This is a genomic window from Rhodanobacter caeni, from assembly GCF_039523575.1.
Taxonomy (GTDB): domain Bacteria; phylum Pseudomonadota; class Gammaproteobacteria; order Xanthomonadales; family Rhodanobacteraceae; genus Rhodanobacter; species Rhodanobacter caeni.
On record NZ_BAAAFO010000004.1, the window covers coordinates 344,004 to 357,538 of the forward strand.

Annotated in this window: 11 protein-coding genes; 5 read left to right on the forward strand and 6 right to left on the reverse strand. The window is 65.9% G+C overall.

The window, feature by feature from the left end; translation table 11 throughout:
* Nucleotides 1–7: 7 nt before the first annotated feature.
* A complete protein-coding gene (locus ABD017_RS14270; RefSeq protein WP_343883439.1) occupies nt 8–811 on the reverse strand; it encodes a siderophore-interacting protein in 804 nt (267 codons plus the stop codon).
* 137 nt (nt 812–948) lie between these two features.
* Nucleotides 949–1,590, reverse strand: coding sequence for a PadR family transcriptional regulator (locus ABD017_RS14275; protein ID WP_343883440.1), 642 nt, complete (start codon nt 1,588–1,590; stop codon nt 949–951).
* A gap of 176 nt (nt 1,591–1,766) precedes the next feature.
* Here ABD017_RS14275 and ABD017_RS14280 point away from each other — a divergent pair, with 176 nt between their 5' ends.
* Entirely contained in the window at nt 1,767–3,659 is a 1,893-nt protein-coding gene (locus tag ABD017_RS14280; protein WP_343883441.1) for an ABC transporter ATP-binding protein, read from the forward strand.
* Between the two features lie 202 nt (nt 3,660–3,861).
* Here the strand turns inward: ABD017_RS14280 and ABD017_RS14285 are convergent, their stop codons facing one another.
* Nucleotides 3,862–4,788 carry a peptidylprolyl isomerase gene (locus tag ABD017_RS14285; RefSeq protein WP_343883442.1) on the reverse strand — a complete coding sequence of 309 codons (927 nt, stop codon included), beginning with the start codon at nt 4,786–4,788 and terminating at the stop codon, nt 3,862–3,864.
* A 132-nt stretch (nt 4,789–4,920) separates the two neighbouring features.
* Entirely contained in the window at nt 4,921–5,664 is a 744-nt protein-coding gene (locus ABD017_RS14290) for an SDR family oxidoreductase (RefSeq protein ID WP_343883443.1), read from the reverse strand.
* A 95-nt stretch (nt 5,665–5,759) separates the two neighbouring features.
* Between ABD017_RS14290 and ABD017_RS14295 the strand changes: the two genes are divergently transcribed.
* From ABD017_RS14295 to ABD017_RS14305, 3 genes are all read left to right on the forward strand, one after another.
* Nucleotides 5,760–6,710 (forward strand): AraC family transcriptional regulator, encoded by a 951-nt coding sequence (locus ABD017_RS14295; protein WP_343883444.1) that lies wholly within the window; start codon nt 5,760–5,762, stop codon nt 6,708–6,710.
* Between the two features lie 221 nt (nt 6,711–6,931).
* Nucleotides 6,932–7,906 (forward strand): LysR family transcriptional regulator, encoded by a 975-nt coding sequence (locus ABD017_RS14300; protein ID WP_343883445.1) that lies wholly within the window; start codon nt 6,932–6,934, stop codon nt 7,904–7,906.
* 283 nt (nt 7,907–8,189) lie between these two features.
* Nucleotides 8,190–11,171, forward strand: a complete 2,982-nt coding sequence (locus ABD017_RS14305; protein ID WP_343883446.1) for a TonB-dependent receptor — start codon at nt 8,190–8,192, stop codon at nt 11,169–11,171.
* A 230-nt stretch (nt 11,172–11,401) separates the two neighbouring features.
* On the opposite strand, the gene ABD017_RS14310 is transcribed toward ABD017_RS14305, so the two are convergent.
* Nucleotides 11,402–12,109 (reverse strand): SDR family oxidoreductase, encoded by a 708-nt coding sequence (locus ABD017_RS14310; RefSeq protein ID WP_343883447.1) that lies wholly within the window; start codon nt 12,107–12,109, stop codon nt 11,402–11,404.
* A gap of 129 nt (nt 12,110–12,238) precedes the next feature.
* On the opposite strand from ABD017_RS14310, the gene ABD017_RS14315 reads away from it, so the two are divergent.
* Nucleotides 12,239–13,168, forward strand: coding sequence for a LysR family transcriptional regulator (locus tag ABD017_RS14315; protein WP_343883448.1), 930 nt, complete (start codon nt 12,239–12,241; stop codon nt 13,166–13,168).
* Nucleotides 13,169–13,199: 31 nt separating this feature from the next.
* Here the strand turns inward: ABD017_RS14315 and ABD017_RS14320 are convergent, their stop codons facing one another.
* Nucleotides 13,200–13,487, reverse strand: coding sequence for a hypothetical protein (locus tag ABD017_RS14320; protein WP_343883449.1), 288 nt, complete (start codon nt 13,485–13,487; stop codon nt 13,200–13,202).
* Between the last annotated feature and the right edge of the window lie 48 nt (nt 13,488–13,535).

Here is a 13,535-nt window from a genome sequence, read left to right on the forward strand (position 1 = left end):
GGGGGATTCATCGCGGGGCCTGCGCGTCGCCATCCTCTTCCGACTTCCAGTAGCCGGTGGCGCGGATCCACTCCCTGGGAACGCCGCGCTCCCTGTCCAGGAACAGGCGCATGGCGCGCGCACGACGCGATTCGGCGGCGATCCAGTAGAAGGTGTCGCCCGGCGTGGCGGGCAATTCGCGCAGCGCCTGCTCCAGCAATACGCTGTGCCCAGCGGCTACGCCGTCGCGATGCAGCCAGCGCACGGTGAAGGAGGCTGCGGAGGCCAGGGGCTGGCGGTCGCTTGCGCCGGGAATTTCCATCAGCACGTCGGCATGCACACCGGCGGGCATTTCTTCCAGCCAGCGGCTGACGGCGGGCAGGGCGGCTTCGTCGCCCACCAGGACGTAGCGGTCGAAATCGCCGGCGACGACGAAAGAGCCGCGCGGCCCACCCGCGCCGATGCGCTGGCCGCGTGCGGCCTGGGCCGCCCAGTTGGACGCCGGGCCGTCGCCGTGCAGCACGAAGTCGATGGTCAACTCGTTGCGCGCGGCATCGTGGTGGCGCGGGGTGTAGTCGCGCATCGGCGACGGTTCGAGGCCGGGCTGGTATTCGGGGCCGTTCGGGCCCAGCGTGGGCGTCACCAGTTCGCCGGCGGCGTTGGGGAAAAACAGCTTCACATGATTGTCCGGTGCGGCGCTGAGGAAACCGCGCAGTTCGTCGCCGCCGAACGTCACGCGCTGCATGTGCGGGGTGAGGCGTTCCACGCGCAACACATCCAGTGTGCGCAACACGACGGGATGGCGGAGTGTCTGGTGTTCATGGGTCGGCATGGGGTGAGCCTTTAGGGGAGGGGATCGGCCTGCAGGAGCGACTTCAGTCGCGATGCTCTTCGGAAGCTCGACCAAAGAGCATCGCGGCTGAAGCCGCTCCTGCAGGCCGATGGAACAGCCACAGGGGGCAACCGCCATCAATCGCGCGGGCCACCACTTGCGATGTCCCTGGCAGCGTTTTCCAGGATGGCCGCCACGCGCTGGGCCTCGGCCTTGTCCCAGTTTGTGCCGCGCATCAGCAGAGCGTACTTGAGGGAGTGCATTGCCTTGCGCACCGCCATCGGCGCGGACATCTTTGCGGCCATGCGCGCGCTCTGCTCGGTGCGCGCGGTCACCGCTTCCACTTCGTCACGGTTCTCGTCGAGAAAGGCGCGGCCCTCGTCGGTGATGGCGTAGAGCTTGCGGTTGCCGGTGGTGTCCTCGACGCGTGCGTAGCCCAGTTCCTCGAGCATCGTGAGGGTGGGGTAGATCGCGCCGGGGCTGGGCGAGTAATGGCCGTGGAACATCTCCTCGATGATGCGGATCAGTTCATAGCCATGCCGGGGCTGCTGTTCGATCAGCGCCAGCAGCAACAGCTTGAGGTCGCCATGGCCAAACATCCGGCCGCCGCCCCGGCGCCCGCCGCCGCGCATCTCGTCCCAGCCGCCGAAGAAGCCGCCACCGCGGTGCCCGCCGAAACCGGGGCTGGCATGGCGCTCGTGGGGGTCCTGGCCGGCGTGGCCGCACCAGTCGGGATGGTGGCGATGATGCATGGCGCGAAAAAAGTGGTGCAGTCCCATGGTGGGTTTCCTTCGTCTCAAGTGTGTTCTACGATATATCGCAAGAATGTCTTGAGCAATACCCTGGCGATCGATTTTTTCGGACCGCCTTCTCGCCGAGACCACGCCCTTGCCCATGAAATGGCATGCTCGTCCGGTTGCCACATCAAGGATGTCGAATGCCAGGTGAGTACAGCATGGGAGGGCGGGTTGGCCGTGGCGCGGCGCCTGTCGGCAGGCATGGTGAACCGCCGCCGGCGCAGAGCCTGCGCGAGCGGTTTGCCGCCTTGCGCAACCTGCCGCCGTTCCTGAAAAGCATCTGGCAGACCAGCCGCCTGCTCAGCGTGTCCAGCATTGCGCTGCGGCTGATGCGCGCGCTGCTGCCGGTGGCCACGCTGTACGTGGGCAAGCTGATCATCGACGAGGTGGTGCGGCTGCTCGCGGCCGGCAACGCCCATGCCGACGTGGGCAGCTGGCTGGCCAGCGGCGTGCTCGATCACCTGTGGCTGCTTCTTGCGCTGGAGTTTGCGCTGGCGGTGGGCGCGGACATCCTTGGCCGCATCGTGTCGATGATCGACTCGCTGCTGTCCGAGCTGTACGCCAACAGCACCAGCATCAAGCTGATGGAACACGCCGCCTCGCTGGATCTGGAGGATTTCGAGGACGCCGACCTGCAGGACAAGCTCGACCGCGCCCGCCGCCAGGTGTCCGGGCGAAGTTCGTTGTTGTCGCAATTGCTGGGCCAGGCGCAGGACATGGTCACCATCGCCAGCTTCGCGGTGGGGTTGCTGGTCTACGCGCCGTGGCTGATCGCGCTGCTGCTGGTTGCGCTGGTGCCCGCGTTCATGGGCGAGTTCCACTTCAACGCGCAGAGCTACGCGGTGAACTACCAGTGGACGCCGGAGCGGCGCGAGCTGGATTACCTGCGGCAGGTGGGTGCCAGCGCCCAGAACGCGAAAGAGGTGAAGAGCTTCGGCCTCAATGCGTTCCTGATCGAGCGCTACCGCGTGCTGTCGCAGTCGATCTATGCCGCCAACCGACGCGTCGCGCTGCGGCGTGCGGGCTGGGGCGGGTTGTTCACCACCATCGGGACGATCGGCTACTACGCGGCCTACGTGATCATTGCCTACCGCACGGTCAGCGGCGATTTCAGCGTGGGCGATCTCACCTTCCTGTCCGCCTCGTTCCGCCGTTTGCGCAACCTGCTGGAGAGCCTGCTGGTCGGTTTTTCGCAGGTGGCGGGGCAGGCCCTGTACCTGGATGACCTGTTCTCGTTTTTCCGCATCGAACCCGAGATCTTGTCGCCGCCCAACCCGCGGCCGTTCCCGCAACCGATCCGCGAAGGGTTCGTGTTCGAGGACGTGGGCTTCCGTTACCCGGAAGCGGAGCGCTGGGCGGTGCGCCATCTCAGCTTCACCTTGCGCGCCGGCGAGGTGCTGGCGCTGGTGGGCGAAAACGGCGCCGGCAAGACCACCCTGGTGAAGCTGCTCTCACGCCTGTACGACCCTGACGAAGGCCGGATTCTTCTGGACGGCCATCCGCTGGCGCAGTACGACCTGGAGGAACTGCGGCTCAACATCGGCGTGATCTTCCAGGATTTCGTGCGCTACTACCTCAGTGCCGCCGACAACGTGGCAGTAGGTCGCATCGATGCCCGCGAGGATCGCGCGCGTGTCGTCGAGGCCGCCCATCGCAGCATGGCCGACGAGGTGATCGGCAAATTGCCGCGCGGCTACGAGCAGATGCTGGGCAAGCTGTTCAAGAGCGGCGTGGACCTGTCCGGCGGCGAGTGGCAGAAGATCGCCATTGCCCGCGCCTACATGCGCGATGCGCCGCTGCTGATCCTGGATGAACCGACCGCGGCGCTGGACGCGCGCTCGGAGTTCGAGGTGTTCCAGCGCTTCAAGGAGCTGTCGCAGGGCAAGACCGCGGTGATCATCTCGCACCGCTTCTCCACCGTGCGCATGGCCGACCGCATCATCGTGCTCGATGGCGGGCGCATCGAGGAGATCGGCAGCCACGACGACCTGCTGGCCGCGAACGGCCATTACGCGGAGCTGTTCGAGTTGCAGGCGGCGGGTTATCGCTGAGGCTGTGAATTGCTTTTGCTTCCCCCGAAAGCGGGGGAAGCTGCCCGAAGGGCTGAAGGGGGCGCTTTTTGTCGACGCGCAAAAGCAAGATCAAGAGCCCCCCATCCGCCTTCGGCACCTTCCCCCGCTTCGCAGGGGAAGGGAAAAAAGCTGGCTCGGTGCTTTCCCGTCGAATATTTACAAACTCCGAGCGATTCCCAAGTCAGGGTTTGGCTGCGTGATTGGCCTCGCGCACCGGCGCCTCGATGCCGCACACGTCGAGCTTGCCCACGGGGGTGGGATAGAACGCGTTGTGGCCGTGGCGCTTCGCATCGATCAGTGCGGCGAAGGTGGCGCTGTCGGTGCGTAGCACTTCGATTGGCACGCGCTCGCTGGCGGGCACATCGGCGGCCAGTCGCACGGACGTGATCGCCACGCGTTGCGCCGGTTCGGTATAGAAGCCCATCGGTTCGGCGCCGCGCGGCAGAGCCGACAGCAGCGGCATGCCCTGCAGCACGCGTCCGGCGATGGCCAGGTTGTGATCCAGCCGCCGCGGCGCCTGGCCGATCACCGCGTAAAGCGAGCTGCCGCTGCCGGTTTCCGGTGCCACGTCGCGCGCCACGCCCACCATGCCGTAGCAATGGATCAACCATTCGCGCCCGCTGGGTGGATCGCGTGCCACCGGAAAGCCCTCGGAGAAACCGACTTGCGGCGCGTACACGTCGCCGTCGGGCAGCGGTGTCCACGGCAAGGCGGGGTCGATCTGACGGCTGAATTCCGGTGGCAGCGTGGCCTTGGCCTCGCCCAGCGGGCGCAGCTTACTCTTGTCGCCGGCATCGTCATCGTTGGGGTCGCCCCACTGCGTGACGAAGTTGTCCTGCACCCGCACGATGGCCAGGCCGTCGAAATAATGCTCGCGCACCAGGGTGCGGATGTTCGCCGCGTGCAGCGGCGTGAAATCCGGTGCCAGCTCGATCACCACGCGTCCCTGCGGCAACTGCATGTACAGCAGGTTCTGCGGATCGGGCGTGCGCCATTCGGCGGGCCGCGAGCGGGCCAGCAATTCGCTGGCGGTCGGGGTGGCTTTCTCGGCGGCGAAAGCCGGCAGGGCGGCGACCAGCGCCAGCGCGATCGTGAGATGGTTGATCATGCATGTTCCGAGGAATGGAGGGTGGCCGGGGATGTTGCTCGCCGGCGGTGCGTTTTCACCCTGGCGCAGCCTTCGTATCCTAGGCCCGGTTTCTGTCGGCGCGCATCCCCCGGGCGAAGGCGGCAGCAGGTTTCAGAGCGCCTCGGCCACCGCCACCGCGTCCGCGCCCGCCGGGATGCGAAGCGGGCAAGAGGGATCGTTGACCGCGCGCCACACCGCGTCGGCCACGTCCTGCGAGAGTGTGATCTCGGACGACTGCTGCGCCTGCGCAAGGATGGACTGGGCGAAGCTGGCGTAGGCCTCGGGGACACCGTTCTGCATCCGTGACCGTGCGTTGTCGCCAAAAGCCGTGCCCGGAGCCCGCCCCGGCAGCACCAGGTTCACCTGCACGTTGAACGGCTGCAGCTCCAGCGCCAGCGATTCGGTAAACGCGTTGATGGCCGCCTTGCTGGCGGTGTAGACGGAAAGCAGGGGCAGCGGCTTCAGGGTCACGCTGGAAGTGACATTCACGATGCGCCCGGCCTGCCGCTCGCGGAACTGGGGAAGTACGGCCCTGGTCATCGCGATCGTGCCCAGGGTGTTCGTTTCGAAGACGGCGCGCGCGATATCCATCGAGGTGCCTTCCAGTGCATTCAGCACGCCGATGCCGGCGTTGTTCACCAGTACGTCGATTGGCCCGGCCGCCTCCACGGCGTCGGCAATGCTTTGCGGATCGGTGACGTCGAGCGGGAGCACGCGCAGGCGCGTGGAGCGTGGCAGCGCGTCCTGGCGCGGCGTGCGCATGGTGGCGATGACGTTCCAGCCGCGTTCGAGAAAATGGCGAGCGGTGTCGAGGCCGAAGCCGGAGGAACAGCCGGTGATCAGGACGTTTTTCATGGGACTCCATCGTGGTGGGCGGAGTCGAAACGATAGGTGGCTGCGTCAGGACTTGCTACGATAGTCAGTCCATTTTTCTTTCGCAGGAGTCCGGCGTGATCGACCCGTTTGCGGAGATTGTCACGCTGCTGCAGCCGGCTGCCCGTTACTCCAAGATGGTGCTGGGCGCCGGTCGCTGGCGTGTCCAACGCGAGGAAATCGGGCGACCGTTCTATTGCGTGGTCATCGAAGGATCCTGCCGCCTGGCGGTCGACGGCGACGCTGCATTCGCACTTCATGCAGGCGACTTTGTGCTGATCCCCGCGGCGCAGCATTTCACCATGAGCAGCCGGGAACCGCTGGCTTCGGGCGAGATCGACACGCCGCCCACACCATTGTCCGCTGGCGAATTCCGGCTGGGCGTCCCGGCCGGCCCGCCTGACGTCCGGTTGCTGGTGGGTCACTGCAGTTTCGGCTCGCCCGATGCGGCATTGCTGGTGTCGCTGCTGCCGCGGTTGATACATGTGCGCGATGACAACAGGTTGGCCACGGTGGTGCAGCTTGTGGCCGACGAATCCCGCGCGCAGCGGCCCGCGCGCGATGTCGTTCTCGCCCGCCTGCTGGAAGTGCTGTTCATCGAAGCGCTTCGAGCGGGCGCCGAGACGACGGCATCGCCCGGCCTGCTGCGCGGCCTTGCCGACGCGCGCCTGGCCGAGGCGATACGTCACATCCACGATCATCCGGCGCGGCCGTGGACGGTGAGCCAGCTGGCGAAAGCGGCGGCCATGTCGCGTTCAACCTTCTTCGAACGCTTCAATCGCACCGTTGGCGTCGCCCCGATGGCTTATCTGCTCGCGTGGCGCATGGCGCTGGCCAGGCAGTTGCTGCGGAGGCGGCAATTGGCCGTCGCGGAAGTGGCCGAACGCGTCGGCTACGGCTCCGCCAGCACTTTCAGTGTTGCCTTCGGGCGCCACGTGGGCATGTCGCCCGCACGCTATGCGAAGACGGCGGCGGAGGCATCCATGGGCGGCGCGCTGGACATCGGGGCCCAGGCCAGCGCGACCTGACGAAAAGCCGCGGCCAAACCCGGCGCGGTCGACTGCGCCAGGTGATCGCGCAGTTGGGGACAAGCGCTGAAGGAGTGCCCGTGAAGGCCAAGTGCTCGTCGAACGACGCCAGCCCAACCCGGCATCGCGTTCCCGTGCCGCAGGGATGACCTATATACGGCCACGGGGTTTTGCATATCAACTATTCTTTGCGGGAATAGGTTGCCTGGTTGGAGAAACCCATGGTTCATCCCGACGCCCGCCGGCTCGGCATCACGCGGTTGAAAACCCGCCAGCTGTCGTTGCTGCTGTATCTGCATGAGTACCGGTCGGTGCTGCGCGCCGCCGAGGCGGCCAACATGACCCAGCCGGCGGCGTCGAAAATGCTGGCGGAAATGGAAAGCCTGCTGGGCGTACCCCTGTTCGATCGCCACGCGCGGGGCGTTGAGCCGACGCGCTATGGCCAGGTGCTGGTGCGGCGCGCCCGTTCCGCGCTGTCGGAGATCGGCCGCGCTCAGGACGAGATCGCGGCGCTGAGCAGTGGCCGCATGGGGCAGGCCTCCATTGGCACCGTGGTGAACCCGGGCACCAACCTGGTCCCGCAGGCGATTGCGGCGGTCAAGCGCGAATTTCCCGACATCCTGATCAAGGTCGAGATGGACTACAGCCGGCCGCTGGTGGCCAAGCTGCTGGACGGGCAACTGGACATCGTGGTGGGCCGCATCATGGGGCCGGAGGGAGCGGGCGAGCTGGATTTCGAGTCGCTGGCCGATGAGCCGCACGTGGTGCTGGCGCGCGCCGGGCATCCGCTGGCGCAACAGCCGCAGGTCACCCATGCCGATCTGGCCACCTTCGGCTGGATCATGCCGCCCCCGGGCAGCGTGCTGCGCTCGCGGCTGGACATGGTGTTTCTGGAACATGGACAACCACCACCCCAGAACATCGTGGAAACCGGCTCGCTGCCGATCATCGTCCACCTGCTGCGCAACAGCGACCTGCTGGCGGCCTTGCCGCCGGAATCGGTGCAGTTCTACCTGCAGATGGGCCAGATGCGCGTGCTGCCCATCAACCTCGGCGTGCGCATGGAGTATTACGGCATCGTGCGCCGCCGCAACCACCAGCTGTCGCCAGGCGCCGAGCGGGTTCTGGAGGCACTGCGGGCGGCGTCCTGCAAGCTCTACCAGGACAGGAACGATGCCGGCTGGGCTACCGCCTGACCCGCGCCGGGCACGTATTCCCTTTTAATATGATTAATGGCCAATATTTCATTGGTCTGGCATGGCGGCCCGCGTCTACCCTGAGGCCAGCTGCCATCCAATGGTAGCGATACCACCGCCGGTTGATTGCGCGGCTGCATCCCGCAGGGGGTGAGCGCCGAGCGGAGACTGTCTGAAGGAAAGCGGCGACGAGCGTGGCGGGGGGGCTGCGCCGTCGTCGACTTCACCGGCGCAAAGGTGCTCGTGCACCGATCAAATCAGAAATTTCCGGGGAGGAATATTCATGTCAACGCGTCTTGGCCGCCGTGCGGCCAGCTATCGCGCAAGCCGTGCCGCCAGGCTCGGCTTGCAACCCGCTGTCCTGGCCCTGGGCATCGCCATGGTGCTCAGCGGTACCGTCCACGCGCAGGACACGGCGCAGGACACCGCGCAGGACACGTCGCTGCGATCCACGCAGCAGAAAAAGCAGGCGACCGATCTGGGCGCGGTCACGGTGACGGGCATCCGTGCTTCGGTGGAGAGGGCGCAGGACATCAAGCGCTATGCGGATACCTTCGTCGACTCGGTCACCGCGCTGGACATCGGCGCCTTGCCCGACCGCAGCGTGACCGAGACGCTGTCGCGCATCCCCGGTGTCACCATCGACCATTTCCTTTCCGTCGGTGACCCGGAGCATTTCTCGGCCGAAGGCAACGGCGTGCAGGTGCGCGGCCTGACCCAGGTGCGCTCGGAGCTCAATGGTCGCGACAGTTTCTCGGCCTCCGGCGGCCGCAACCTCAGTTTCCAGGACGTGCCGTCCGAACTGATGGGCGGCGTGGACGTCTACAAGAACCAGACCGCGGAGATGATCGAAGGCGGGCTGGGCGGCACGGTGAACCTGCGCACGCGCATGCCGTTCGATTTCGAGGGGCAGAAGATCGGCGTGTCGCTCAGCGAGAACTACGGCGACTTCGTCAAGAAGTACAAGCCTTCCGGATCGGCGCTGTACAGCAACCGCTGGAAGACCGATGCCGGCGAGTTCGGCGTGCTGATCGACGTGGCGCATTCCGAGCTGGCCACGCGCACCGACGGCCTGTTCGTGCGGCCGTTCTTCAAGAACTCCAACACCGACGTGGACGGCAATGGCGCCGGCGACGAACTGTGGCTGCCGCGCGGCGCCGACTGGCGCTCGCTGCAATACGAGCGCAAGCGCGACGGCGCCTACGTGGCCTTCCAGTGGAGGCCCAACGACGACATGGACATCGCCGCCACCGTGTTCCAGAGCCGCTACGACGAGCTGTGGAACGAGGATGCGATCTTCGTCTCCAACGATCCCACCCAGGTAGCGCTGGACACCAGCCACCCGTACAACCTGGACGGCAACGTGTTCCAGTCCGGCTACCTCACGCAGCCGGGCGGCGTGCCCATGGGTACGGATATCCGCGCCTCGCACCGCAAATCCAAGACCACGGATTATTCGCTCAGCCTGAAATGGCGGATCGCGGACAACACCGAGTTCTCCACCGACCTGCAGTACATCAAGGCCGATACGCGGGCGCTGGACTCCACCATCGCGCTGGGCGTCAACGTGCCCTACATCGACGTGACGCTGGGCGGCGTGCCGTCCATCGGCGTGGACCAGAACTTCACCACCAACCCCGCCAACTACTACTGGGGCTTCACCATGGAAGACGTGGTGAAGAACCGGGCCGACGAGCTGGCCTGGCGTGCCGACATCAAGCAGAGCTTCGACAGTACGTTCTTCCGCTCGGTCAAGTTCGGCGTACGCACCACCACCCGCAAGGCGACCAACATCGACACCGGCTACAACTGGCAGCCGGTGTTCCAGACCTGGATGGCCTGGTGGGCATTGCCCAGCGACCAGATGCCGTCGCTCGACCTCAACGACAAGATCAATTCCAGCCTGGTGCACCTGGACAAATTCCCCAATTTCTACCGCGGCAACGCGGGCGTGCCCGGCGCGTTCTACGCCCCGATCCTGGCCACGGCTCTGGGTTATCCGGCCAGCTATCACGACATCCATGATGCGGCCAGCCCGTACTATGTGCCCGGCAGCGGCTATGAGAACGGCTTCGCCGAGCGCCAGCCGGGCGGCGAGTACACCAACGACCAGCACGAGAACACCCGCACCGCCTACGCGATGCTCAATTTCGGCGTGGACGAGTGGCGCATGGACGGCAACGTGGGCGTGCGCGTGGTGCGTACGCAGAACGAGGCCAAGGGCTTCCTGATCTATCCGAACGTGGCCTATGCGCCGTATCTCGGCAGCGGGCAGTCCGAGCCGGTCAACGCCAAGAATGCCTACACCGATGTGCTGCCCAGCTTGAACCTGAGCTGGGAAGTGGCCGACAACCTGCTGCTGCGCGCGGCCGCTTCCAAGGCCATCGCCCGTCCCGATTTCGGTGACATGCAGGCGTACCAGATGCTCACCGCCGGCACCAAGCAGGGCGTCACCGCGCCGACGGACGGCAGCAGCCTGCCGGTGTCGCAGCTCGACCTGTCCGGCAGCTCGTACGACAACCCGTACCTGAAGCCGATGCGGGCCAACCAGTACGACCTCTCGCTGGAGTGGTACTTCGACCCGGATCACGGCGGCATGGCGTGGGCCAACTTCTTCTACAAGGACGTCAGGGATTATTTCCGCCGCGAAGCCCGCGACGTGGCCTTCCCCGGCGCCGACGGCAACAGCTACGACTACCTGATCACCCGCCCGGTCAACGTCGGCAAGGCCAAGATCCAGGGTGTGGAACTGGGCTGGAACCAGTTCTTCGACTTCCTGCCCGATGCGTTCAAGGGCTTCGGCATGTCGGCGAACTACACCTACATCGACAGCACCACCAAGGTGCCCAACAGCTCGGACACCGTGCCGCGCGATACCGACGGCAGCACCTTCGGCACGCTTCCGGCCGATGGCCTGTCGAAGAATTCCTTCAACGTGGCCGCGTTCTACGAGAAGGGGCCGTGGCAGATCCGCCTGGCCTACAACTGGCGCAGCAAGTATCTGCTGTCGGTTGGCCCCAACGGCTACAACGGAGGCGACGGCGGCATCAACTGGAAGCTGCCGGTGTACAGCGACGACTTCGGCCAGCTCGACGGCTCGATCTTCTACAAGTTCACCGACCACGTGCAGCTCGGCCTGGAGATGAACAACATCAACAATGCCGAACAGCGCACGATCATGGGCCAGAACGGTGCCGGCAGCCGGGTCACCTCCTGGTACGTGAACGACCGTCGCTACGCGGCGACGCTGCGTCTCACGTTCTAAGCGGCGAAGTGACATCCCCCGGCGTTGCCTGGGGATGTTTGCTCGGGGTAGTTGGGGAAGAGCGTCCCCCCATCCGCCCTGTCGGGCACCTTCCCCCGTTGCACGGGGGAAGGAAGCCATCAGACTCCTCGAAACACCCAGTTTTCCTTCCCCCGCTTGCGGGGGTAGGTGCCCGACAGGGCGGATGGGGGCGTTTCAGCGGTGGAGCATCGATCAACTTCCTTACGCGATCACCAGGCCACCGCCTCGCCAAAGCGATCCAGGTAATCCAGGCCGGGTTTGCCTTGTTTCGCGATGACGACGCTCACGATGTCCGGAACGGTTTCCTCCATGCTGAACCGTGCATCCGGTCCGCCAAGGTCGGTGCGGATCCAGCCCGGCGCCATCAACAGCAGCGCACGCGGTTCGCCAGCGTGACGGGCGGCGTAGCTGCGCATGCACTGGTTCAGTGCGGCTTTGCTGGCGCGGTAGATTTCGTGGCCGCCTTTCTCGTTGTTGCCGACGCTGCCCTGGCCGGACGACATCACACCGATCAAACCCGTAGCCGCCACCCGATCCTGCAGCGCCTCGATGACACGCATCGGGCCGAGCGCATTGGTGACCATCACCTGGGCGAACTCCTGCGTCGAGACGTCGGCGATCGTGGCGTCCGGATGCTTGTTCGCGGTGCCGGCGTTCACGAACAGGATGTCGAAGCGGCGCCCGGCGAAGCGGTCATGCAGTGCCGAGATCTGGTCCGGCACGGTGATGTCGAGACACGCGATCTCGACCCGGCCCGGGTGTTGATCCGCCAGGTCGTGCAGCAGCGTGCGGCTTTCCCCTCGCACGGTGCCGACCACCTGCCAGCCTCTTTTCAGGAACTCCGCGGCCATCGCGTGGCCCAGCCCGCGCGACGCGCCGATGATGAGGATGGCGCCGCTGGTCGATTTCACTGTCATGGTTCTCTCCGCTCACTATCGGCGGCGCTGATCGTGGCAGCTGAGACGAGCCGGCGCCAGACGCATCAAAAGCAAACCATGCTTGCGTGAAACGCCTGCAATGGGGACTGATTGTTCTAAGCTCGCCGCATGGAAAACGTGGATTTGAATCTTCTGCTCGCGCTCGACGTGCTGCTTGACGAGGGCAGCGTCACCACGGCGGCGCGCCGTCTTGGGCTCAGCACGTCGGCGATGAGCCGCACGCTCGCGCGTCTGCGCGCGGTCACCGGCGACCCGCTGCTGGTGCGCGCCGGGCGCGGGCTGGTTCCGACGCCGCACGCGATGTCACTGCGCGATCGCGTCCATGCGTTGACGCGTGAGGTGCAGGCAACCCTGCGGCCGCGCACCGATCCGCTGGACCTTGCCGTGCTGGAACGCACGTTCACCCTCCGCGCCAACGAGGATTTCATCCGGTTCTTTTCGGTGCCCTTGTGCGCTGCCATTGCCGAGGCAGCCCCGCGCGTGCGGCTTCGTTTTGCACTGAAGCCGAACAAGGATCCCGCTCCCTTGCGCGAAGGCTTGATCGACCTGGAAATCGGTGTGATCGAGTCGGCCGCACCGGAGATGCGCACCCGGCTCCTGTTTCGCGACCATTTCGTCGGCGTCGCCCGCACCGGGCATCCCCTGCTGGCCGGACGGGGCGTGACCGCCAGGCGATACGCGGCCTCCCGGCACGTTGTCGTGTCGCGGAAAGCGCAGGTCACCGGACCGGTGGATGAGGCACTCCAGGCGCTGGGACTGCGCCGCACGATTTCCGTCGTGGTGCCGGCACACGCCGACGCGATGCGTCTGGCACGCCAGTCCGATCTGGTCGCGCTGGTACCGAGCTTCTGTCTCGGTCGTGGCCTTGCCGACAGCCCCGCGATGGCGGCCGGGCTCAGGAGCTTCGAACTCCCGGTACGGACGCCGGACATAAACATCTCGGCGTTGTGGCATCCGCGGATGGATGCCGACCCGGCGCATGGCTGGTTGCGGCAGATGGTGGTGGCGCTGTGCCAGGCGGCTCATCCGGTTTCCTGAAAGCGGCCATGGCGCGTCGTGCGTTGCACACTCAGAACTCGTCGGTGAACTCGATGCCCACATCGCGCTCGCGGGCGAGTGCCTCGGCGCTGACGCGCACGGTATCGGCAAGCTCGTCGTCGGGTGCGTCGACCTCGATGCGATATAGCTGCGCCTCGCTGTCGCTGATCGAGTCGCTGGAGCTGGAGTCGTCACGCATGCCGCTCATCATGTCGTCGATCTCCTCGACGTGTTCGATATCGTTGATGCCGTGCAGGGTGGCGATCATGGCGTCGGCGTCGGCACGGCCGCCGGTCAGGCGAAAGCGAACCATGGGCATGGGCTGATACTCCGGGTTTCGATGGAAACCCGATGCTGGTCATCGGCG